General features: G+C 56.0%; 24 protein-coding genes. 14 read left to right on the plus strand and 10 right to left on the minus strand.

Annotation, left to right across the window (positions count from 1 at the left end; all coding sequences use genetic code 11):
* Positions 1-52 precede the first annotated feature (52 nt).
* The gene (locus K5Y30_RS21920) at positions 53-1,336 is read left to right on the plus strand and encodes a cytosine deaminase (protein ID WP_222213378.1); all 1,284 of its coding nucleotides are present in this window, start codon (positions 53-55) and stop codon (positions 1,334-1,336) included.
* A 33-nt stretch (positions 1,337-1,369) separates the two neighbouring features.
* On the opposite strand, the gene tsgA is transcribed toward K5Y30_RS21920, so the two are convergent.
* Positions 1,370-2,548 carry an MFS transporter TsgA gene (tsgA, locus tag K5Y30_RS21925; protein ID WP_008101801.1) on the minus strand — a complete coding sequence of 393 codons (1,179 nt, stop codon included), beginning with the start codon at positions 2,546-2,548 and terminating at the stop codon, positions 1,370-1,372.
* A 261-nt stretch (positions 2,549-2,809) separates the two neighbouring features.
* Here tsgA and ppiA point away from each other — a divergent pair, with 261 nt between their 5' ends.
* The 3 genes from ppiA (at position 2,810) to K5Y30_RS21940 (ending at position 4,243) form a co-directional block, all read left to right on the plus strand.
* On the plus strand, positions 2,810-3,382 hold the full coding sequence (ppiA, locus tag K5Y30_RS21930) for a peptidylprolyl isomerase A (protein ID WP_101762655.1): 573 nt from the start codon (positions 2,810-2,812) through the stop codon (positions 3,380-3,382).
* A 98-nt stretch (positions 3,383-3,480) separates the two neighbouring features.
* Positions 3,481-3,651, plus strand: coding sequence for a YhfG family protein (locus K5Y30_RS21935; RefSeq protein ID WP_101762654.1), 171 nt, complete (start codon positions 3,481-3,483; stop codon positions 3,649-3,651).
* The gene (locus K5Y30_RS21940; protein ID WP_192236990.1) at positions 3,641-4,243 is read left to right on the plus strand and encodes a putative adenosine monophosphate-protein transferase Fic; all 603 of its coding nucleotides are present in this window, start codon (positions 3,641-3,643) and stop codon (positions 4,241-4,243) included. Before K5Y30_RS21935 ends, K5Y30_RS21940 begins: the two co-directional genes overlap by 11 nt.
* Here K5Y30_RS21940 and K5Y30_RS21945 read toward each other — a convergent pair.
* A complete protein-coding gene (locus K5Y30_RS21945; RefSeq protein ID WP_192236991.1) occupies positions 4,235-4,558 on the minus strand; it encodes a DNA-binding transcriptional regulator in 324 nt (107 codons plus the stop codon). The genes K5Y30_RS21940 and K5Y30_RS21945 overlap by 9 nt on opposite strands.
* Positions 4,542-4,913 carry a type II toxin-antitoxin system RelE/ParE family toxin gene (locus K5Y30_RS21950; protein ID WP_192236992.1) on the minus strand — a complete coding sequence of 124 codons (372 nt, stop codon included), beginning with the start codon at positions 4,911-4,913 and terminating at the stop codon, positions 4,542-4,544. The genes K5Y30_RS21945 and K5Y30_RS21950 overlap by 17 nt, the downstream gene beginning before the upstream one ends.
* 149 nt (positions 4,914-5,062) lie before the next feature.
* On the opposite strand from K5Y30_RS21950, the gene K5Y30_RS21955 reads away from it, so the two are divergent.
* Complete coding sequence (locus tag K5Y30_RS21955) at positions 5,063-5,638, plus strand: aminodeoxychorismate synthase component II (RefSeq protein WP_137386648.1); 576 nt, start codon at positions 5,063-5,065, stop codon at positions 5,636-5,638.
* 87 nt (positions 5,639-5,725) lie between these two features.
* Positions 5,726-6,946: an aspartate aminotransferase family protein gene (locus tag K5Y30_RS21960; RefSeq protein WP_222213380.1), complete on the plus strand. Its 1,221-nt coding sequence runs from the start codon at positions 5,726-5,728 to the stop codon at positions 6,944-6,946.
* Here K5Y30_RS21960 and K5Y30_RS21965 read toward each other — a convergent pair.
* Together K5Y30_RS21965 and crp are read right to left on the minus strand one after the other, a co-directional pair.
* The gene (locus K5Y30_RS21965; RefSeq protein WP_217549931.1) at positions 6,943-9,021 is read right to left on the minus strand and encodes a YccS/YhfK family putative transporter; all 2,079 of its coding nucleotides are present in this window, start codon (positions 9,019-9,021) and stop codon (positions 6,943-6,945) included. The two genes, K5Y30_RS21960 and K5Y30_RS21965, sit on opposite strands and share 4 nt — an antisense overlap.
* A 58-nt stretch (positions 9,022-9,079) precedes the next feature.
* Positions 9,080-9,712, minus strand: coding sequence for a cAMP-activated global transcriptional regulator CRP (gene crp / locus K5Y30_RS21970; protein WP_003852956.1), 633 nt, complete (start codon positions 9,710-9,712; stop codon positions 9,080-9,082).
* Between the two features lie 305 nt (positions 9,713-10,017).
* Here crp and K5Y30_RS21975 point away from each other — a divergent pair, with 305 nt between their 5' ends.
* Positions 10,018-10,422 carry an OsmC family protein gene (locus K5Y30_RS21975; protein WP_008101814.1) on the plus strand — a complete coding sequence of 135 codons (405 nt, stop codon included), beginning with the start codon at positions 10,018-10,020 and terminating at the stop codon, positions 10,420-10,422.
* Positions 10,423-10,473: 51 nt separating this feature from the next.
* On the opposite strand, the gene K5Y30_RS21980 is transcribed toward K5Y30_RS21975, so the two are convergent.
* The 3 genes from K5Y30_RS21980 to K5Y30_RS21990 all read right to left on the minus strand — a co-directional run bounded on the left by K5Y30_RS21980 (position 10,474) and on the right by K5Y30_RS21990 (position 12,642).
* Entirely contained in the window at positions 10,474-11,343 is an 870-nt protein-coding gene (locus tag K5Y30_RS21980; RefSeq protein WP_101762648.1) for a phosphoribulokinase, read from the minus strand.
* Positions 11,344-11,404: 61 nt separating this feature from the next.
* The gene (locus tag K5Y30_RS21985; protein ID WP_007892223.1) at positions 11,405-11,623 is read right to left on the minus strand and encodes a YheU family protein; all 219 of its coding nucleotides are present in this window, start codon (positions 11,621-11,623) and stop codon (positions 11,405-11,407) included.
* Positions 11,624-11,625: 2 nt separating this feature from the next.
* On the minus strand, positions 11,626-12,642 hold the full coding sequence (locus tag K5Y30_RS21990) for a hydrolase (protein WP_110867605.1): 1,017 nt from the start codon (positions 12,640-12,642) through the stop codon (positions 11,626-11,628).
* Positions 12,643-12,702: 60 nt separating this feature from the next.
* Between K5Y30_RS21990 and K5Y30_RS21995 the strand changes: the two genes are divergently transcribed.
* Positions 12,703-13,305, plus strand: coding sequence for a LysE family translocator (locus tag K5Y30_RS21995; RefSeq protein WP_222213382.1), 603 nt, complete (start codon positions 12,703-12,705; stop codon positions 13,303-13,305).
* A gap of 1 nt (position 13,306) precedes the next feature.
* Here the strand turns inward: K5Y30_RS21995 and K5Y30_RS22000 are convergent, their stop codons facing one another.
* The gene (locus tag K5Y30_RS22000; RefSeq protein ID WP_222213384.1) at positions 13,307-14,287 is read right to left on the minus strand and encodes a LacI family DNA-binding transcriptional regulator; all 981 of its coding nucleotides are present in this window, start codon (positions 14,285-14,287) and stop codon (positions 13,307-13,309) included.
* A 232-nt stretch (positions 14,288-14,519) separates the two neighbouring features.
* On the opposite strand from K5Y30_RS22000, the gene tauA reads away from it, so the two are divergent.
* The 4 genes from tauA to tauD are packed head-to-tail and all read left to right on the plus strand — an operon-like array spanning position 14,520 to position 17,939.
* On the plus strand, positions 14,520-15,500 hold the full coding sequence (gene tauA / locus K5Y30_RS22005; RefSeq protein WP_137386643.1) for a taurine ABC transporter substrate-binding protein: 981 nt from the start codon (positions 14,520-14,522) through the stop codon (positions 15,498-15,500).
* Between the two features lie 11 nt (positions 15,501-15,511).
* Positions 15,512-16,279: a taurine ABC transporter ATP-binding subunit gene (tauB, locus tag K5Y30_RS22010; protein WP_222213387.1), complete on the plus strand. Its 768-nt coding sequence runs from the start codon at positions 15,512-15,514 to the stop codon at positions 16,277-16,279.
* The gene (tauC, locus tag K5Y30_RS22015; protein ID WP_101762642.1) at positions 16,276-17,103 is read left to right on the plus strand and encodes a taurine ABC transporter permease TauC; all 828 of its coding nucleotides are present in this window, start codon (positions 16,276-16,278) and stop codon (positions 17,101-17,103) included. Before tauB ends, tauC begins: the two co-directional genes overlap by 4 nt.
* Positions 17,100-17,939: a taurine dioxygenase gene (gene tauD / locus K5Y30_RS22020; protein WP_222213389.1), complete on the plus strand. Its 840-nt coding sequence runs from the start codon at positions 17,100-17,102 to the stop codon at positions 17,937-17,939. The genes tauC and tauD overlap by 4 nt, the downstream gene beginning before the upstream one ends.
* Before the next feature lie 149 nt (positions 17,940-18,088).
* On the opposite strand, the gene K5Y30_RS22025 is transcribed toward tauD, so the two are convergent.
* Positions 18,089-19,990 carry an ABC transporter ATP-binding protein gene (locus K5Y30_RS22025; protein WP_222213392.1) on the minus strand — a complete coding sequence of 634 codons (1,902 nt, stop codon included), beginning with the start codon at positions 19,988-19,990 and terminating at the stop codon, positions 18,089-18,091.
* Positions 19,991-20,104: 114 nt separating this feature from the next.
* Here K5Y30_RS22025 and kefG point away from each other — a divergent pair, with 114 nt between their 5' ends.
* Together kefG and kefB are read left to right on the plus strand one after the other, a co-directional pair.
* Positions 20,105-20,656 carry a glutathione-regulated potassium-efflux system ancillary protein KefG gene (gene kefG, locus K5Y30_RS22030; RefSeq protein ID WP_137386639.1) on the plus strand — a complete coding sequence of 184 codons (552 nt, stop codon included), beginning with the start codon at positions 20,105-20,107 and terminating at the stop codon, positions 20,654-20,656.
* Complete coding sequence (gene kefB / locus K5Y30_RS22035; RefSeq protein WP_222213394.1) at positions 20,656-22,458, plus strand: glutathione-regulated potassium-efflux system protein KefB; 1,803 nt, start codon at positions 20,656-20,658, stop codon at positions 22,456-22,458. The genes kefG and kefB overlap by 1 nt, the downstream gene beginning before the upstream one ends.
* The last annotated feature ends 21 nt before the right edge of the window (positions 22,459-22,479 follow it).

A 22,479-nucleotide genomic window follows, 5' to 3' on the forward strand; every position in this document is an offset into this window, starting at 1 on the left:
TGTTTCCCCTTTTCATGCTAGCTTTAGGTTTTGTGTTTTACAGGAGTACGGCATGGCAAACCCGTCACTGAAGTGGATCAACAACCTGCGCTTAGCGGGCCAGCAAGGCTTGTGGCAGATCGAAATCGCCAACGGCAAGATTGCGCAGATTCGCCCGCAGCCGCCGCAAACTGCAGCCCAGCCTGACGCGCTGGATGCGGAGGGCGGACTGGTGAGCGCGCCGTTTATCGAGCCGCATATTCACCTCGATACCACGCAAACCGCTGGCGAACCCGCCTGGAACCAATCCGGCACGCTGTTTGAAGGCATCGAGCGCTGGGCGGAGCGCAAAGCGCTACTGAGCCATGACGACGTGAAACAGCGCGCGCAGCAAACTTTGAAGTGGCAAATTGCCAACGGGATTCAGCATGTGCGGACTCACGTCGATGTCTCCGATCCCACGCTGACCGCGTTAACAGCGATGCTGGAGGTGAAAGCGGAAATGGCGCCGTGGATCGACATCCAGATTGTGGCGTTTCCGCAGGAAGGGATTCTCTCTTATCCGAACGGCGAAGCGTTGCTGGAAGAGGCGCTGCGCATGGGCGCGGATGTGGTAGGCGCGATTCCGCACTACGAATTCACCCGCGAATACGGCGTGGAGTCGCTGCATAAAATCTTTGCGCTGGCTAATCGCTACGATCGGCTGGTGGATGTGCACTGCGACGAGATCGACGATGAGCAGTCGCGCTTTGTCGAAACCGTGGCGGCGCTGGCACACCGCGATGGTAACGGCGAGCGCGTCACCGCCAGCCACACCACGGCGATGCACTCCTACAACAATGCCTACACGTCGCGGCTGTTCCGTCTGCTTAAGCTTTCAAATATCAACTTTGTCGCCAATCCGCTGGTGAATATCCATCTGCAAGGGCGCTTTGATAGCTATCCGAAACGTCGCGGCATCACGCGGGTGAAAGAGCTGCTGGAAGCGAATATCAACGTCTGCTTTGGCCACGATGATGTGTTCGATCCCTGGTATCCGCTCGGCACTGCCAGCATGCTGCAGGTGCTGCACATGGGATTGCATGTCTGTCAGCTGATGGGTTACGAGCAGATTGATAATGGATTGCAGCTGATTACCGCCAACAGCGCCAAAACCCTGCAGCTGACGAATTACGGTATTGAAGCAGGTAATGATGCCAGTCTGATTATCCTGCCGGCGGAGAGTGGATTTGATGCGGTGCGGCGTCAGGTGCCGGTGCGTTATTCAGTGCGTAAAGGTGTGTTGGTCGCTGCGACGCAGCCCGCCAGCAGTGAGATCTATTTAGCGGGAAAAGAAGCGGTAACCTTCAAACGTTGAAGAGCAGGGCGGACCGCGGTCCGCCCGTCAAACTTAGTGGGTGACGTGGCCATGCTGGCGATGTTTGGTCACAAAGCCGAGCAGAACACACATCACAAACACCACGGCGTACAAACCGTTAGCCGTTGAGAGCGCAGCATGTGCGCCACCTTGCGCCACGATTGGGCCGGTTACTACGAAGGTCAACATGGTGCCGACGGTGCCGCAGGTCAGGATGAAGTTCACCAGCTTCGGTGAAGAGACCTTGGTTTGCAGCGATCCCAGCGTGATGATGGTGGTGTAAATCGCGCTGGAGCTGAAGCCCAGCGTCATGATGATCCAGTGCAGCATGCTGGCGTCTTTGGAGGTGACGAACCAGTACATCAAGCCGGTTGCCAGCGCCGCCAGCACCATCAGGATGCGCTGCAGATCGAAGAAGCGCAGCACGAAGCTGAACACCCACATGCCGACCATGTACGCGGTCCAGAAGTTACCCACCAGCTGACCGGCAGCGGCGATATCCATGCCCATCGATTTGGTGGCGTATTCCGGCACCCACGAGATGAAGCCGAGCTGGCCGAGGATGTAGCACAGTGCCGCAATCGACAGGAACAGCACGCCGATGCCCCATTTCTCTTTCTCAACGCCTGGCTTAGCCGCTTCGCTTTTCAGTACCGGGAACTCAATGAACAGCGTCAGCACAAAGATCGCGACATAAATGATGCCGATGCAGGCGTAAACCCAATACCACGGCAACGCGCGCGCCAGTAAGATACCGGCGATGATCGGAAAGATGGTGCCCGCCATGCTGAAGAACGAATCGGTAAACAGCAGACGTGCGCCGCGCTGACGGCCATCGTACAGATGGGTGATCAGGAAGGTACCGATCGACATCGTGATGCCGCTGACGACGCCGAGGATGAACATGCACAGCGAGAAGACGGTGAGATCGTGGCTGGTCATCAGGCCGGCAACGGCGAGGATCATCAGCACAAAGCCAAAGATCAGCTGGCGCTTCAACGGCACAATCACCATCAGCCAGGCGTTCAGGAACACCGACACCAAAATGCCCGCATTGAGGAATGTGAAAGTGTTGCTCATTTCTGAAATAGGGCGCTGGAAATACTGCGCGATATTGTCCAGCACCATACCGGTAACGATCACCAGTGCGCCGGTGAGCGCATAGGAGAAATAGCTAATCCAGGTAAGGCCAATGCGATTACGGTTTGTCATGTTCTGAACCTGTTAAGCGCCGAAGGTGGCAAAAGTGTCATGAATTGTAAGTGTTGCTGTGATCTTAATAAACAACGAGTGTAACAAGGCGGAAATATTTCATTGAGAGTGTGATTTTCATCACGCAAATGATTGCGTGACGGCAAAAGTATGACAATAGCAACATCCGCGTAAATATCGGTAAAACGCTGGCTCTTGGATCACATGCTCTTTACAATCAATCTCGTTTTTGAGCTAGCTCTCCATGGTAAGGAATCTTTCATGCTTAAACGTACTTTTACAGCGGCGGTTGCCCTGTTAGCGCTCTCTTCCGTATCGTCTGCCGCGCTCGCCGCAAAAGGCGATCCTCATGTGCTGCTCACCACCTCTGCGGGCAATATTGAACTCGAACTGAACAACCAGAAAGCCCCGGTTTCGGTGAAAAACTTCGTTGATTACGTCAACAATGGTTTCTACAACAACACCATTTTCCACCGCGTTATTCCTGGCTTTATGATTCAGGGCGGCGGTTTCACTACCGACATGCAGCAGAAGCAAACGGTAGCGCCGATCAAGAACGAAGCCGACAACGGCTTGCGTAATCTGCGCGGCACCATTTCGATGGCGCGTACCGCAGATAAAGACAGCGCCACCAGCCAGTTTTTCCTCAACGTAGCCGATAATGCGTTCCTCGATCACGGTCAGCGTGATTTCGGCTATGCGGTATTTGGTAAAGTTGTGAAAGGCCAGGATGTGATCGACAAGATTGCGCAGGTCCCTACCAAAGATGTGGGACCGTACCAAAATGTGCCGTCAAAACCGATTGTTATCCTCTCCGCCAAAGTCCTGCCTTAATTCTGAAACGCGCCATTTTCGCATGGCGCATCATTGGCTCTCCGGCAAAGCAAAAAATTGCTGCTTATACTTAGGGCTCATTGCTTGCCGGAGGCGCTATGACTAGCAAACTCACTGAGAAACAGAAAGCCACTTTGTGGCAGCAGCGCCGTGCTGCGAGCTACCAGGCCAGCTGTCGACTGGCCGGATATACCTATAGCGAAGCTCTTATCGATGCCGAACATGCTGAGGAGCGACTCGAGTCGCTGAGGAGGCAATATGGTGGATAACAGCTTAGCGGTACGCGATCCCTATTTATGGCACAACGACAATGTGTTGAAGAATCGCCTCGATATTCATGATGAAGCCCAGCTGCGCAAAGCGGAACTGGCTTTCAGCACCGCGCGCCTGGCGACGTTAGAACTTGGCCAGCGCAGCATCGGTTTGCCACGTCTTTGCCATATTCATCGCACGCTGTTTCAGGATCTCTACAGCTGGGCGGGAGAATTGCGCACCATTGATATCTGGCGCGATGAAACGCCGTATTGTCATTGCGAATACATCGAGAAAGAGGGCAACACGCTGATGCAGGCGCTGGAGGAAGAGCGCGGCCTGGCTGACCTTGAGCAGGAAGCGTTCGTGGCGCGTATCGCACATTACTATTGTGAGATCTTCGTGCTGCATCCGTTCCGCGCCGGCAATGGCCGCGCGCAGCGCATCTTCTTCGAGCAGTTGGCACTGCATGCCGGGTATCAGCTTTCGTGGGAAACACTCGAACGTGATGCGTGGCGCGCTGCGATCTCGGCGGGCGTCGCCGGCGATCTGGCACCGCTTACCGCGCAGTTTGCGAAAGTGGTGAGCCCGGCGAAGGTTTTACAGTAACACTTCAAGCCCGTGTTTTTGCACCACGGACAATAGCTTAAGAGAGATTCCGCCGGGGCGTTTAGCCCCGGTTTCCCATTTCTGCACGGTTGACACACTGGTGTTGAGATAGCGGGCAAAAACCGGCTGACTAACATTCAAATTCTCGCGCAAGTTCTTAATCGCCTGCGCATCGAGCGCGGCGACATCGCTCAGGCAACGTTCATCAAAATCACGCATGCTCTGTTTGCTGATGGCATCTACTTCAAACAATCCGGATGCCGCGCTGTGAATGGCTGCAAAAGCCGGACTTTTAAATTTACGCGTTATGGTCATGACACATCTCCACTAACTCCCGAACGGCGAGCAGCCGATTCAGAGCCTCATTCGAAATCAGCGAGTATTGTTTTGCCAGCTCACGAAAGCCCTCAAGTTCGCTTTCACTCAGGTTGCTCTGATCCTGTTTGGCAAATAAAAAGGTATAAATCCAGTTTTTACCCCCTTTGGCCAGAATGATGGCGCGATCGCGATTTTGCTGCAGACGCTTTTTAAATACGCCACCACCCAAATCATCGGCATAACCCAGTTTTACTGCTGTAATTGCCCGACAAAGTTCTTTATCGCCAATAAGATGCCGACGGGCTTGCTTACTGAACCATTTGGTTTTGAATACTCGCGTTGTAGCTGACATAGTCACTCTCCAAAATATAGCACTGGGTGCGAGAGTAATCAGAATCTTTTTCGTCAGCTAGCGGGTATTAAGATTGAAGGTGTTAACATGGCTTTTTTGCGACCTTTCTTGCGCCAGTTGCCCGCAATGACACACTGCTACGACCTACTATGCTGCTGCTAATCGATAACTACGACTCCTTCACCTGGAATCTCTACCAATACTTCTGCGAACTGGGCGCGGATGTGCGTGTGGTGCGCAACGACGCCATTACGCTGGATGAAATGGCAGCGTTGCCGCTGACGCATCTGGTGATTTCGCCGGGCCCATGTACGCCGGATCAATCTGGCATCTCGCTCGCGGCTATTCGCCATTTTGCCGGGCGCTTGCCGATCCTCGGCGTCTGCCTTGGACATCAGGCGATTGCGCAAGCCTATGGCGCGCAGGTGGTACGCGCGCGCCAGGTGATGCATGGCAAAACCTCGCTGATTCAGCACACCAACCAAGGTGTGTTTCGTGATCTGAATAATCCGCTTACCGTGACCCGCTATCACTCATTGATTGTGGCGCGCGATACGCTGCCCGCTGAGTTTGAAGTCACCGCGTGGAGCCTGCGCGACGGCCAGCCGGATGAGATCATGGGTTTCCGCCATCGCAGCTTGCCGCTGGAAGGCGTGCAGTTCCATCCGGAAAGCATCCTCAGTGAGCAAGGGCATCAGCTGCTGGCTAATTTCCTCAACGCGTAACTTATGTTTGCCTTCGTGTGATTTTTTATGCATATTTTGTGATTATAATTTCACATCAGCTCAACAAATAACCCGATGAGGTCGTCAATGGCAGCGGAAAAACTAGGGGTAACCCGGGAAACGTTCGATAACGTAATTTTGCCTGTTTATGCACCTGCGCAGTTTGTGCCGGTAAAAGGCAAAGGCAGCCGAGTGTGGGATCAGCAGGGCAAAGAGTATATCGATTTCTCTGGCGGTATCGCGGTGACTGCATTGGGCCATTGTCATCCGGCGCTGGTGGAAACGCTGAAAACCCAGGGCGAAACGCTGTGGCACACCAGCAACGTGTTCACCAACGAACCGGCGCTGCGTCTGGCGAGTAAACTGATTGCCGCGACCTTTGCCGATCGGGTGTTTTTCGGTAATTCCGGCGCGGAAGCTAATGAAGCGGCATTCAAGCTGGCGCGTTATTACGCCTGCAAAAAACACAGCCCGTTCAAAAGTAAAATCATCGCCTTCCATAACGCCTTCCACGGTCGCACGCTGTTCACCGTGTCGGTGGGTGGCCAGCCGAAATATTCTGATGGCTTCGGTCCAAAACCGGCGGATATCGTGCATGTGCCGTTCAACGATCTCGATGCGGTGAAAGCGGTGATTGACGACCATACCTGCGCCATCGTGGTCGAGCCGATTCAGGGCGAAGGGGGCGTGATGCCGGCTACGCCAGAATTTATGCAAGGCCTGCGCGCCCTCTGTGATGAACATCATGCGCTGCTGGTGCTGGATGAAGTGCAGAGCGGCATGGGACGCAGCGGCAAACTCTTTGCGTATGAACATTACGGTATCAAGCCCGATATCCTCACCACCGCCAAAGCGCTGGGCGGCGGTTTCCCGGTGAGTGCGATGTTGACCACCAACGAAATCGCCTCAGTAATGGCGCCGGGCGTGCACGGCACCACTTACGGCGGCAATCCGCTGGCGTGTGCCATTGCTGAAACCGCGCTGGACATCATCAACGCGCCAGAAGTGCTGGAAGGTGTGGAAGCGCGTCGTCAGCAGTTTGTTGAAGCGCTGCAAGCCATCGACAGCAAATTCGCTATCTTCAGCGAGATTCGCGGCAAAGGTCTGTTGATTGGTGCCGCGCTGAGGCCGCAGTTCGCCAGCAAAGCGCGTGACATCCTCAACGCTTCCGCCGCGGAAGGGCTGATGATTCTCACCGCCGGTACTGACGTGATCCGTTTTGTGCCGTCGCTGGTAATTGAACCAACCGATATCGCCGAAGGCATGACGCGTTTCGCCAGCGCGATTGAAAAGGTGCTGGCCGCTTAATCCGCTTTCGGACGTAACACCTTGAGCCAGCGGCCATGATGCGGTCGCTGGCTCCACGCCAGCGAAGAGATGGTGTGCATTACGCTGAGGTGCTGCAAGATCCGCTTCACATGCTGTTCGACAATCGTCACCGGCCCTTCATTAAGATTCTCCGGCGCTTCCAGAATATTGCTGTCGTTGCCCGGACCGTCATACGCCAGCCGCTGCTGACAACGCTGCAGCGCGATTTCACAGGATTGCAGATAACGTTCTGCCAGCTTCGATGTCAGCATGGTGTGCTCGCGCGCCAGAATCGTCATGGCATTAATATGCTCGACGATGAACTGACTGTGCGTAACCCACATGCGCATATCTTTCAGATATTGCAGGTTAAAGCCCGGCTCGCTCGATGCCTGGTTTAATGAGTTGAACAGCGCGTTGTGCGCCTGATTAACCTTTATGCGCTGATAAGCCAGTTTATCGGGCGACTGTTCCGGCCCCAGCAGCAGTTGCAGCGCCTCCTGATAGGCTTCCAGCGCATCGTGCGCGTTCTTGCGCAGCAGCCCGCTTTGCCACTGCGGCCACAGCCAAATCATCCCGGCGAAGGCAATTAAACAGCCCATCAAGGTATCCATCATGCGCGGCAGCAGAAACTGCGCGCCGTTCAGCGACAGCAATTGCAGCGAATACACCGCCGTGACGGTAAAGCCAATCATCGACCAGCCATAATATTTCCGCGTGATCAGATAGCTCGCCAGCGTAATCCCCAGCATAAACAGCAGCGTGATCGATTCCGGCACCGCCAGCTGCAGCGACGCGGCGGCGATCAGCAATCCGGCGAAAGTGCCCAGCGCACGGTGCTGAATACGCACGCGCGTGGCGTTGTAACCGTTCTGGCTGACGAACATGATGGTCATCAGAATCCAGTAAGGTTTGGGGATGTTAAAGAACAGCGCCAGCGAGCTGCCAAACATCAGCATCACAGCGAAGCGGGCTGCGGTGCGTAACGCGGTGGATTTGAATGACAGATAACTGCGCAGCGCCGGCAACAGCGGCAAACGGCGCTGGCGATCGGCCATCAGGTCACGCGTGTAGAGCGGCTTCTGCGTACGCAACACGCGGGCGATGCGACTGAAGTGATACAGGCAGAAGTTGCCGACCGGATTATCCGGATGCTGGCGTGCAATTTTCTCCAGCGCGCCGAGCTGTTTCTCCATGTGAAAACGATCCGGCAGCTGATGGTAGAGAATCGCATCCGCCAGCACGCGCAGCCGCGCCGAGATAATTTTGGCGTTCCAGCGAATCACCGCTTCGGCGTGGCTCTCCTCAACCAGCTTCTGCACCTCTTCGGGCTGATGCAAACTCACGGAGATGTGTTCCTGTAAATCCAGCGCAACCTGGAAAGCGCGCGTCAGGCGTTTGTGGCTGTTATCGCGGCTGGCCGACAGCATATGCATTTGCTGATAGCAGGTGGTGATGAGATCGACCGCCTTTTGCTGGCGCGCCAGCAGCGGCGGCAGCGCTTTCTCCGGATCGGTCAGCTGCGTCAGTAAGGTGTATTTGGCATCGCAGTAATCCGCCAGCTCGCGGAACAGCAGGCTGAGCGATTCGCGCATCGGCTGCTCTTTCCACAGCCAGAACCAGAACCAGTTGAACAAGCCGTACCACAGCGTGCCGCCAATATAGAGCAGCGGCGGCACCCACATCGGCATGCGTCCCACTAAGCTGAGCGTAAAGATGGCGGCGATGAGTGTGGCGGGCAGCAGGCGCGCGTGCAGCGGGCCGATTTCGCCGGTTACGCCAATCAGCAGCGGCAGCGCCAGCAAAATCAGCGGCAGCGGAATCTGGTAAGCGGTGAGGATTTGCATCAGGAAACTGCCGGTGGCAAACAGCGAACCACCCACAATCAGGCGTTTGAAGAAGCGTTTGTGCGGCGTATCCAGTCCCGCCATGTTGCAGCAGGCCGGCACTAACGAGAACAGCAGACCTTTTTGCAGATCGCCAAACAGCCAACCGAGAGCCACAGGCAGGCACAGCACCAGCGTTTGCCGCAGCGCATAGTTAACTTCGGGATGATAGATGATTCGGCGCCACATCAGCTCATCGCAAATAGAAACGGCGCGATGTTGCCATCACGCCGTGGGTGAGAAGAAATTAGCGGGTGCCGTAAACGACGATGGTTTTACCGTGTGCGGAGATCAGGTTCTGATCTTCCAGCATTTTCAGGATACGACCCACGGTTTCGCGTGAGCAGCCCACGATCTGACCAATCTCCTGACGGGTGATTTTGATTTGCATCCCGTCTGGGTGAGTCATCGCATCTGGCTGTTTGGCCAGATTTAGCAGCGTTTGCGCAATACGTCCGGTGACATCGAGGAAGGCAAGGTTGCCCACTTTCTCAGATGTCACTTGCAGACGACGCGCCATTTGCGACGAAAGTCGCATTAAAATATCCGGGTTTACCTGAATCAGCTGACGGAATTTTTTGTATGAAATTTCAGCCACTTCGCAGGCAGACTTCGCACGCACCCAAGCACTACGTTCCTGGCCTTCTTCGAAAAGACCGAGTTCGCCGATGAAATCCCCCTGATTGAGGTAGGAGAGAATCATCTCTTTGCCTTCTTCATCTTTAATCAGTACCGCTACGGAACCTTTTACGATGTAGTACAGCGTTTCCGCTTTCTCACCCTGATGGATGAGCGTGCTTTTGGATGGATATTTGTGAATATGGCAATGGGACAGGAACCATTCGAGTGTAGGGTCTGTTTGCGGTTTGCCGAGAACCATTCGCTATTATCCTCTGTTGTAATCGTGCCCAAAACACAGGGGGCATTTTTTCCCTGTCAGGCGGTTTAATCGTCGAGCGTTTCCAGTAAAGGAAAAATTATTCCGGGTGGACTCTTAAGCTACGCTTTTGATTCTTCCGGCCTTCGTCTGTGATGACGAAAATATTTTCAGCACTGTTTGTAGCACAGCTTTTGCGAGCTGTCTTGTGTTGTCTCGCTTCAGCAGAAGGGGGATTACTCTGGATTGCTGTTTGTCAGGTGAAAGCGTACTCTGGCGGCAAAACCGCCGCTTCAGGAGAAAGAATCATGCAGGCACGAGTGAAATGGGTGGAAGGTCTTACCTTTCTCGGAGAATCCTCATCCGGCCATCAGGTATTGATGGATGGTAATTCCGGTGATAAAGCGCCAAGTCCCATGGAGATGGTGCTGATGGCCGCGGGCGGCTGTAGTGCTATTGATGTGGTGTCGATCCTGCAAAAAGGGCGCAGCGATGTGGCCGATTGCGAAGTGAAACTCACTTCAGAACGCCGTGAAGAAGCGCCACGCATTTTTACCACCATCAACCTGCATTTTATCGTTAGCGGTAAAGCATTGAGCGATAAGGCAGTTGCGCGCGCGGTTGATCTGTCAGCGGAAAAATATTGCTCGGTGGCGATCATGCTGGGTAAAGGCGTGGAAATTACCCACAGCTATGAGGTTGTCGAGTTGTAATCGGTCGTAGGGGAGGCATTCATGCCTCCCTTTTCACAGCCCGCACCAAACCTATTCAATCCGCTTCCCTTCAATCAGTCGCTGTACCAGCGGCAGCATAATCAGCTCCATCGCCAATCCCATTTTGCCACCCGGCACCACCAGCGTATTGATGTGGGAAATAAACGATCCCTGAATCATCGCCAGCAGATAGGGGAACGCGATGCCTTCCAGACCACGGAAATGAATCACCACAAAGCTTTCGTCGAGCGACGGAATTTCGCGTGCGGCAAACGGGTTTGAGGTATCAACGGTCGGCACGCGCTGGAAGTTAATGTGGGTGCGCGAGAACTGTGGCGTGATGAAGTTAATGTAATCCTCCATTGACCGTACCACCGAATCCATCACCGCTTCGCGTGAATGGCCGCGCTCGCTCGTGTCACGCACCAGCTTCTGAATCCACTCAAGATTAACAATCGGCACCACGCCAACCAGCAGATCGACATGCTCCGCCACATTTTGCTGCTGCGTGACCACACCGCCGTGTAAGCCTTCATAGAACAGCACATCGGTGTTTTCCGGCAGCGGCTGCCACGGCGTAAAAGTGCCCGGCACCTGATTCCACGGCACGGCTTCATCGTAGGTATGCAGATATTTGCGCGATTCGCCAAGGCCGGTTTGGCCGTAATGTTTAAACGTCTGCTCCAGCAGTCCGAAGTCGTTGGCTTCCGGGCCGAAATAGCTGATGTGACGCCCGAGATCGCGCGCCTTGCGGATCGCCATGTCCATTTCCGGACGTGTGTAGCGATGGAAACTGTCGCCTTCGAGTTCCGCCGCATGCAAATTCAGCTGCTGGAAAATCTTACGGAAGGCGAGGCTGGTGGTGGTGGTTCCGGCGCCGCTGGAACCGGTGACGGCAATAATTGGATGCCTGGCTGACATAACAGAGCTCCCTGTGAAGTCCGGCGATGAGCATTGTTACCACGAATTGCCGCGGGGTGCATCAGCCGCGGAATTCACCCTTCGGCATAATATTGATCGATTCATGCAGTTCCGACCACACCAGCACCACGTCGCCGCGCTCCAGTTGGCGGCGCACGTCGGCGACTTTTTGCAGCAAACTGCGTTCCTGCTCGCCGTAATCAGTGCCTTCGCGTAACACGAAGGTTTCAATCAGGTTTTCCAGCGTGTCCGCTTCGAGTTCTTGCCAGGGAATAATCACAATTACACATCCAGATAGGTTGAGAGCCAGTCGGGCACGCGCTGTTCCAGCCACATTTTCGGTTTAAGAACGGTGCCGCCGACGAAACCGACGTGGCCGCCTTGCTGCGTCAGCTGATACTGAATGGAGGCTGACAGCTGGTCAGGTTGCGGGATCACGGCATCGGTCATAAAGGGATCGTCTTGCGCGTGAATGATCAACAGCGGTTTACGCACGCCGGTCAGCAACGGCATCGCGCTGGCTCGTTGATAATAGTCGTTGGCGTCAATAAAACCGTGCGCACGTGCGGTTATCGCATCATCGAACTCGCGTAAGCGGCGGAAAGCACGTAACTGGCTGAGATCGACCGGCAGCGTGCCAGGCCAGGCGCGCAGTTTGCGCGTGGCGTTCTTTTTCAGCTGCGTCAGTAAATAGTGCTGATAAAAGCGTGAAAAACCCACATCCAGCTTGCCGCTGCACGGCTCGAGCGCCAGCGGCGCTGAGATGGCGATGCCAGCATCAATCGGTGCATCGTGACCTTGCTGACCCAGCAGGCAAGCGAGCATGTTGCCGCCCAGCGAAACGCCGACGGCGGCGGTGGGTACGCTGCCCCATTCGCGCTGCAGCCAGTGAAGGAAGTAGGTGGCGTCTTCGGTTTCACCGGAGTGATAGATGCGCTTTAAGCGATTAGGCTCGCCGCTGCAGCCGCGAAAGTGCATTACCACCGCCAGCCAGCCGCGTGCCTGACACGCCTGCATCAGGCCGTGCGCATAGGGGCTGCGAAAGCTGCCTTCCAGTCCGTGAAACATCACCATGCGCGGTTTATGACGCGCCTGCGCCGGATCTTCACTCCACGCTAAATCGACAAAATCGCCGTCCGGCAGGTCAAGACGCTGCCAGTGCGGACGTAACGTAACGCGGCGCCGCAGAATACGCGGCAGCAGCGTTTGCAGATGCGCGTTACTGAATCCGCGCAGGGGTTTAAAACGCTCGCCGCTGGGGCGATCAAAATAGCTTGGGTAAAGGCTTGTCTGATGCATAAGTCGCTGATAGCTTCGATGGGTTGTTCGCTTTACTGGGTGAGGAGCACCCGAATATACATGGAACTGAGTCTTTTTTTATCAATGTTAGGTTTTCTCTGGGTCGCGGCCATCACGCCCGGGCCCAATAATATGTTACTTACCGCCTCGGGTGCTAATTTTGGCTTCCTGCGCACCATTCCGCTACTGATTGGTATCATGATTGGTATGCAAGCCATGTTGCTGATGGTGGCATTTGGTATCGGCGGTCTCATCCTGCTTTATCCCTCGCTGCATCTCATCCTGAAGATTGCCGGTAGCCTTTACCTGCTATGGCTGGCATGGAAAATCGCCAGCGCCGAGTATGAAAAACTGGAAACCGACGCTGTCACGGTGAAGCAGATGCCGTTCTGGCAAGGCGGCTTGCTGCAGCTGATCAACCCGAAAGCCTGGCTGATGGCGCTCGGCGCGGTGGCCAGCTTCAGCCTGGCGGGCAGCGAATATCTGCATTCGGTGATAGCGATCAGCATCGGCATGTTCATGGTGAACGTGGTTTCCGGGGTGATCTGGATGGGCTTTGGCTCGCTGATTGGACGTCTGTTGCGCAGCCCACGCGCGTGGAAAATCTTCAATCTGGCGATGGGCTTGCTCACCGCTGCGTGCGTATTGCTGATTTGGCGCTGAGTTAACTGGAAGCGCGTTCTACGCGCTTCCACGGCAACACTTCATGTATCACCAACGAGTTTGGCTGACGGATGCGTTGCAGCAACAACTGTACGCTGCGCGCACCCATACGGTTCATCGGCTGCTCAATCGTGGTCAGCGGTGGATTCAGGCTGCTGGTAAAGTTGATGCCATCAAATCCCACCACCGCTAAATCTTCCGGCACACGCAAACCTGCTTCCAGCGCCGCGTGTATTACGCCGACCGCCAGCACATCCGATACCGCAAACACCGCATCCGGCCGTTCTGGCTGCGTCAGCAGTTCGCGCAGGGCCGCGCTGCCCGACTCGCAGGTGACATTCTCTGCGTAGGCCACGCCGCCCCAGTTGAGTTCCAACTGCTCCAGCGCCGCGCGATATCCCTCTTCACGCTTGTGTGAATAGAGGTAACGCATATCACAGTTCACCAGCGCAATACGGCGTCGGCCTTTGCTCGCCAGATAACGCACGGTTTCGAAAGCCGCTTCTTTATTATCAATCGCCACGCTTGAGGCGGCGATCGACGGATCGTATTCCGCGCACTGCACCCAAGGCTGATCGCCAATCAATTCTTTCAGCTCATGCAGGCTGCTGGCGGCATCCATGGTGATCACGCCGTCGACCACTTTGCCGGTGAGCAACGCAATGTAGGCCGCTTCGCGCCGCAGCTGCGATCCCGAGTTACACAGCAGAATGTGGTAACCCTGCGCTTCAGCTTCGGCTTCAATGCCCTGAACCACGCGTGAGCAGAACGGATTGGTAATGTCGGGAATCAGCACTAACAACATATGGCTTTGCGAAGTGCGCAGCTGGCGCGCCAGCAGGTTGGGCTGATAGTCGCAGATGTCGATGGCCGCCAGCACTTTGGCACGCGTATCCGGGCGCACGCCGGGATTCTGGTTCAAAACCCGTGAAACGGTGGCTTTTGACACGCCAGCCAGGTGTGCGACTTTTTCTATCGACATGGATTCAGGACCGTTAGTAAAGAGTTAAAAAATGAGATCTCTATCAATATCACAGCTGCCATGTGAGCGTGTGACATATTTACCGCTTTCCTTTTCTTTCCATTTGCACTTTTTGCATAGCCTTGCCCGATGTTGATCTAAGAACGGATCGTCATTAGGGATAATTTTTAATTCCTTTATGAAATTACTGTTGCTGGAGAAACTGCCCAGACAAAACATATTGGGGTGAATGATGATGGCAATGAAAAAAACAATAACGGCGGTCACAGCGGCTCTGGCCCTGATGGCGTTCCAGGCGCAAGCGGTCAACGTTACCGTGGCGTATCAGACCTCGGCTGAACCGGCCAAAGTGGCGCAGGCGGATAATACTTTCGCCAAAGAGAGCGGTGCTACCGTCGACTGGCGCAAATTTGATAGCGGGGCCAGCGTGTTACGTGCACTGGCGTCGGGCGACGTGCAGATTGGTAATATCGGTTCCAGCCCGCTGGCGGTCGCCGCCACGCAAAAGCTGCCGATTGAAGCTTTCCTGCTGGCCTCTCAGCTCGGTAACTCCGAAGCGCTGGTGGTGAAGAAAACCATCAAAGATCCTAAAGACCTGATTGGCAAGCGCATCGCCGTGCCGTTCATCTCGACTACGCACTACAGCTTCCTCGCCGCGCTCAAGCATTGGGGCATCAAGCCTTCGCAAGTGACCTTAGTCAACCTGCAGCCGCCGGCGATTATTGCTGCCTGGAAACGCGGTGACATTGACGGCGCTTACGTCTGGTCTCCGGCGGTCAACGAGCTGGAGAAAGATGGCAAGGTGCTGACGGACTCTTCGCAGGTCGGCAAGTGGGGCGCGCCAACGCTCGATGTGTGGGTGGTGCGTAAAGACTTTGCGCAGCAGCATCCAGAAATCGTCACCGCCTTTGCCCGCAGCGCCGTTGAAGCGCAGCAAGCTTACATTGCCAATCCGGATCAATGGCTGAAGCAGTCAGACAACCTGAGCAAGCTGGCGCGCCTGAGCGGTGTACCCGAAGCGGATGTGCCGGTGCTGGTAAAAGGCAACACGTACCTCACCGCGCAGCAGCAGGTGGAGCAGCTCGGCAAGCCGGTGAACAAGGCGATTGTCGATACTGCCGGCTTCCTGAAAGAGCAGGGCAAAGTGCCAGAAGCGGATAGCGATTACAGCAGCTTCGTCACCACGCGCTTCGTTGCACCCTTAGTGAAATAACCGGAGGCCGTATGCTTAACATCACCCATCTCAATGCGCGTTACGCCGGACAACCCGCGCTGCAGGACATCAACCTGCAGCTGGGCAGCCGAGACCTGCTGGTGGTGTTAGGTCCTTCCGGCTGTGGCAAAACCACGCTGCTGAACCTCATCGCCGGCTTTCTGCCGCTGGAATCTGGCAGCATTACGCTGGATGGCAAAGCGGTAAAAGGGCCGGGCGCTGAGCGCGGCGTAGTGTTTCAAAATGAAGGATTGCTGCCGTGGCGCAACGTGATCGATAACGTTTCGTTCGGTTTGCAACTGGCGGGAATGGCGAAGGCGGAGCGCCATACCATTGCACGCCGTTTGATCCGTAAAGTAGGACTGGAAGGTGCAGAGAAGCGTTTTATCTGGCAGCTATCTGGGGGTCAACGTCAGCGCGTGGGCATTGCGCGTGCGCTGGCGGCTGATCCTCAGTTACTGCTGTTAGATGAGCCGTTTGGCGCGCTGGACGCCTTTACCCGCGAACAGATGCAAACCCTGCTGCTGACGCTGTGGCGTGATACCGGCAAGCAGATTCTGCTGATCACCCACGACATCGAAGAAGCGGTGTTCCTCGCCAGCGAACTGGTGCTGCTGTCGCCGGGACCGGGCCGCGTAGTGGAGCGTTTGAAACTCGACTTCGGCCAACGCTTCGCCGCCGGGGAACCGTGCCGCAGCATCAAATCCGATCCGGCGTTTATCGAACGTCGTGAATATGTACTGAATCAGGTGTTTTCCCAGCGTGAGGCGTTTATATGAGTGCGGTGATTGATGGGAAGACCCAAATGCGTCGTCGTGGACTGCGCTGGCCGTTCTCGCGCCAGTTCTCACTCAGCCTGCTCAGCGTGGGCTTGTTGCTGCTGTTGTGGTGGGCTATCACCGCGCTCGGCTTAGTGGCGCCGCTGTTTTTACCGCCGCCGCAAGTGGTGCTGCAGAAATTAATATTGATTGCCAGCCCGCAAGGCTTTATGGACGCCACGTTATGGCAGCATCTTGGCGCCAGCCTGGCGCGTATGCTGGTGGCGCTGTTCTTTGCCGCGCTGATTGGGATTCCGGTCGGCATCGCCATGGGCCTGAGCCCGGCGATTCGCGGCTTGCTTGATCCGCTGATCGAACTCTATCGCCCGGTGCCGCCGCTGGCCTATTTGCCGCTGATGGTGATCTGGTTTGGCATCGGCGAAACCTCGAAGATTTTACTGATTTATCTGGCGATTTTCGCGCCGGTGACCTTGTCGACGCTGGCGGGTGTGAAGAATGCCCAGCAGGTACGGATTCGCGCGGCGCAGGCGCTGGGCGCATCGCGCTGGCAACTGCTGCGCTACGTGATTCTGCCTGGCGCGCTGCCGGAGATTCTCACCGGCTTGCGCATCGGTCTCGGCGTAGGTTGGTCAACGCTGGTGGCGGCGGAACTGATTGCCGCTACGCGTGGACTCGGCTTTATGGTGCAGTCGGCCGGTGAGTTCCTCGCCACCGACGTGGTGCTGGCCGGTATCGCCGTGATCGCCCTGATTGCCTTTGGCTTAGAACTGGGTCTGCGCGCCTTGCAGCGCCGACTGACGCCCTGGAATGGAGAACAGCAATGAACGAACGTCTTAATTTTACCGCGCTGGGCCCGAATATTGGGGCGCAGGTCAGTGATGTCGACCTCAGCCGTCCGCTGAGCGATGCCCAGTTTGAACAGCTCTATCATGGCTTGCTGCGCCATCAGGTGCTGTTCCTGCGCAATCAGGTGATTACCCCGGAACAGCAGCGCGCGCTGGCGATTCGCTTTGGCGATCTGCATATCCATCCGGTTTATCCGCATGCGGAAGACGTGGAAGAGATTATCGTGCTGGATACGCATCAGGATAATCCGCCGGATAATGACAACTGGCACACCGATGTCACCTTTATTCAAACCCCGCCGGCATTTGCAATCCTGGCTTCGAAGCTGCTGCCGGAAAGCGGCGGCGATACCTTGTGGTCAACCGGGATTGCGGCCTATGAAGCGCTCTCTGAACCGTTTAAGACGCTGTTGAATGGACTGCAGGCGGAGCACGACTTTAAGAAGTCGTTTCAGGAGTACAAATACCGCAAAACCGAGGAAGAGCATCAGCGCTGGCAGCAAGCGGTGGCAAAGAATCCGCCGGTGCAGCATCCGGTGATTCGTACCCATCCGGTGAGCGGACGCAAGGCGCTGTTTGTCAACGAAGGTTTTACCACGCGTTTGCTGGGCTTGAGCGAAAAAGAGAGCGATGCGCTGCTTAACTTCCTGTTTTGGCATAGCGCCAAACCGGAGTTCCAGGTGCGCTGGCGCTGGCAGGAGAATGATGTGGCGATTTGGGATAACCGCGTGACCCAACACTATGCTAATGCGGATTATTATCCGGCGCGGCGGGTGATGCATCGCGCGACGGTGTTAGGGGATAAGCCGTTTTAAATGGAATAGTGCTCGCATTCCCCCATCCCGGCCTTCCCCCGCTTGCGGGGGAAGGAGATGCTGCCACATGCAGCTTCATCACCAACATGTGGCAGCATCTTCCTCCCCCATTTATGGGGGAGGACCGAGGAGGGGGACAGCGTGCACACTCACCCCGCCAGCATCTGCTCCAGCTGTTCCTGCGCATCCAGCCACGCCATTTCGACCTCTTCCAGCGCCGCCTTACTCTCGGCCTGACGTAGCAGCGCCACATTCAAATCGGCTTTGCGGCTCTGATCGTAAATCCCGCTGTCGGCTAACTGGGCTTCCGCGTCGCTGAGCTGGCTCTGCCACTTCACCATCTGCTTCTCAAGCTTCTCGATCTCTTTACGCAGCGGCTGCGTTTGTGCGCGCAGTTCGGCGTCGCGGCGTTTCTGGTCTTTGCGCGATTGCGCGCTGTTGCCGTTGTCCTGCTTCGGCGCGGCATCCTGTTGCGCTTGCTTTTGCAGATCGCTCAGCCACTGCTGATAATCTTCCAGATCGCCTTCAAATACATCGACCTTGCCGTCGTGCACCAGATAGAGATCGTCGGTGGTGGCGCGCAGCAGATGACGATCGTGCGAGACCACCACCAGCGCGCCTTCGAAATCAATCAGCGCTTCGGTCAGCGCCTGACGCATATCGAGATCGAGGTGGTTAGTTGGTTCATCAAGCAGCAGCAGGTTCGGGCGCTGCCAGACAATTAATGCCAGCACCAGACGCGCTTTTTCGCCGCCGGAGAAACGTTCGGTGATTTCGCTGACTTTATCGCCCTGAAAGCCGAAGCCGCCCAGGTAGTCGCGCAGCTGCTGCTCCAGCACTTTCGGTGCGATGCGTGATAAATGCTGCAAGGGTGATTCATCGGCGCGCAGATATTCCAGCTGATGCTGGGCGAAGTAACCGAGCTTAATGCCTTTCGCCAGGCCAACTTTGCCATCCAGCGCGTCGAGCTCACCGGCTAGCAGTTTAATCAGCGTCGATTTACCCGCGCCGTTACGGCCCAGCAGGCCAATTCGTGAACCCGGCACAAGGTTGAGTTTGATGGCGTCGAGAATAATGCGTTCGCCATAACCGGCGGTAACGCGCTCCATCTTCAGCAACGGATTCGGCAAGCTTTCTGGCGCGCGGAAACTGAAGCTGAATGGGTTATCGACGTGTGCTGGCGCAATCAATTCCATGCGCTCCAGCATTTTGATGCGGCTCTGCGCCTGCTTGGCTTTGGTCGCCTGCGCGCGGAAGCGATCGATATACTTCTGCAGGTGCGCCACTTTTTCCTGCTGGCTCTGGAACAGCGCTTGCTGCTGCGCCAGCTTGGCGCCGCGCTGACGTTCGAACGAGCTGTAGTTACCGGTGTATTCAAACATCGTCTGCTGTTCGATATGGATGATCTTATCGACCACCGGATCGAGGAAGTCGCGGTCGTGCGAAATCAGCACCAGCGTGCCTTCGTAGCTTTTCAGCCAGCGTTCAAGCCAGATCACCGCATCCAGATCGAGGTGGTTAGTCGGTTCATCCAGCAGCAGCAGATCGGAACGGCACACCAGCGCCTGCGCGAGGTTAAGGCGCATGCGCCAGCCACCGGAGAAATCGCTCACCGGCCGCATTAATTGTTCCTGGCTAAAGCCCAAACCGTGCAACAAACTTGAGGCGCGAGCAGGTATGCTCCACGCCTGAATCGCATCCAGCTTGCCGTGCAGCAGGGCGATGGCGTTGCCATCGTTGCGCGCATTGGCGTCGGCCAATTCGGATTCAAGCTGACGATATTCACGGTCGCCGTCGATAACATACTCCAGCGCGGGTTTGCTCAGCGCTGGGGTTTCCTGATTGACCCACGCCAGCGCCCAGTTGCTCGGGAACGTAGCGTTACCTGCATCGCTGCTGATTTCGCCCTTCAGCAATGACAGCAGCGTCGATTTGCCGCAGCCATTTTTGCCCACTAAGCCAACTTTCTGGCCTGGGTTAATGGTGGCTGTTGCGTTATCCAGCAGCACATTGGTGCCGCGGCGAATTTGTAGTGCTGAAAAGACAATCATAAGCGCCGTATCGTCAGAATATGTTAATTTACCGGCAACATAATTCGAGAAAATTTGTTGCGTCGAGCATGGTAGCGGAATTCCTGTGCCGTGACGACGCTTTGGAGGGGAACGATGTCGCAGCCACCCAAAATATTGCTGCTTTACGCCCATCCGGAATCACAGGATTCGATTGCTAATCGGGTTTTGCTGCAGTCGGCTATGGAACTGGACCACGTCACGGTGCACGATTTATACGCCCACTATCCGGATTTTTTTATTGATATTCACTATGAGCAGCAGCTGCTGCGCGACCATCAAATCGTTGTATTCCAACATCCACTTTATACCTACAGCTGCCCGGCGCTCCTGAAGGAGTGGCTGGATCGTGTGCTGTCGCGCGGCTTTGCCAGCGGACCGGATGGTAATGCGCTGGAAGGCAAATACTGGCGCAGCGTGGTCACCACCGGCGAACCGGAAGCGGCGTATCACCCCAGCGGCCTGAATCGCTATCCGATGAGTGACATCATGCGTCCGTTTGAGCTGACGGCGCAGATGTGCCGCATGCACTGGATGACGCCGATGGTGATTTACTGGGCGCGTCGACAAACGCCGGAAGTGATGCGTAATTTTGCGCGCGCATACGGCGACTGGCTGGCTTCACCGCTGCCGCAGGGAGGAGTGTGATGGAAGGCGAAACGTTACTGACGGCGGGCGTGATTTATCTGGTCGCGGCGGTGCTGATTGTGCCGATTGCGGCACGTCTCGGCATTGGCGCGGTGCTGGGCTATCTGCTGGCCGGTATCGCGATTGGTCCGTGGGGTTTGGGGTTCATCAGCGACGTCGAGGAGATTTTGCACTTCTCGGAACTCGGCGTGGTGTTCCTGATGTTCATAATCGGGCTTGAACTGAACCCCTCGAAACTGTGGGCGCTGCGCCGTTCGATATTTGGCGTTGGTGCGGCTCAGGTGCTGATTTCCGCCGCCATTCTCGGCGGATTGCTGTGGCTGACCGACTTTAGCTGGCAGGCGGCGGTGATTGGCGGCATTGGTCTGGCAATGTCATCCACGGCGATGGCGCTGCAGCTGATGCGCGATAAAGGCATGAACCGCAGTGAATCGGGACAGCTCGGTTTCTCAGTGTTGCTGTTCCAGGATCTAGCGGTGATTCCCGCGTTGGCGCTGGTGCCGCTGCTGGCGGGCGGCGACAGCGGTCATGTTGACTGGTTGAAAGTTGGGATGAAAGTGCTGGCGTTCGGCGGGATGCTGATTGGTGGTCGTTATCTGCTGCGCCCGATTCTGCGCTTCATTGCGGCATCCGGCGTGCGCGAAGTGTTTACTGCCGCCTCGCTGCTGCTGGTGCTGGGTTCGGCACTGTTTATGGATGCGCTCGGCCTGTCGATGGCGCTCGGTACTTTCATCGCCGGTATTCTGTTGGCGGAAAGCGAGTATCGCCACGAGCTGGAAGTGGCCATTGAACCGTTCAAAGGTTTGTTGCTGGGCTTGTTCTTTATTTCGGTTGGCATGGCGCTGAATCTCGGCGTGCTTTATACCCACATCACTGAAATTTTGTTGGGCGTGCTGATTCTGGTGACGGTGAAAACGCTGGTGCTGTATGTGCTGGGGCGCATTTATGGCCTGCGCAGTTCAGAGCGCCAGCAGTTTGCCGGTGTGTTAAGCCAGGGCGGTGAGTTTGCCTTTGTGCTGTTCTCGGCGGCGTCGTCGGCCAAAATGTTTAGCGGTGACCAAATGCCGCTGCTGCTGGTGACGGTGACGCTATCGATGATGACCACGCCGCTGCTGATGAACGGCATCGACCGTTTACTGGCGCGCCGCTTTAATGAGCCCGATGAAAATGCCGAGAAGCATTTTGTCGAGGATGATCAGCCGCAGGTGATTGTGGTGGGCTTTGGTCGTTTTGGTCAGGTTGTTGGCCGTTTGCTGATGGCGAACAACAAGCGCATTACCGTGCTGGAGCGTGATATCTCTGCGGTGAGCCTGATGCGTAAATATGGCTATAAGGTTTACTATGGCGACGCCACCGAGCTGGAGCTGCTGCGTGCAGCGGGCGCGGAGAATGCGCAATCCATCGTCATTACCTGTAACGATCCGGAAGATTCGATGACTATCGTGCAACTGTGTCAGCAGCATTTCCCGCAGCTGGAAATCCTGGCGCGCGCGCGCGGACGTGTTGAGGCGCACGAACTGTTGCAGGCGGGTGTTACGCTGTTCTCGCGTGAGACGTTCTCCAGTGCGCTGGAGCTGGGTCGTAAAACGCTGATCTCGCTGGGCATGCATCCGCATCAGGCGCAGCGCGCGCAGCAACATTTCCGTCGTCTGGATATGCGTATGCTGCGTGAACTGGTGCCAAGCCACGATGACAGCGCGCAGGTTTCGCGTGTGCGTGAGGCGCGGCGCGAGTTGGAGGATATCTTCCAGCGCGAAATGCAGCACGAGAAACGTCAGTTTGACGGCTGGGATGACGAGTAGAACTATACTTACTTAATCCGT

Source organism: Pantoea sp. DY-5, from assembly GCF_019795955.1.
Classification (GTDB): domain Bacteria; phylum Pseudomonadota; class Gammaproteobacteria; order Enterobacterales; family Enterobacteriaceae; genus Pantoea; species Pantoea leporis.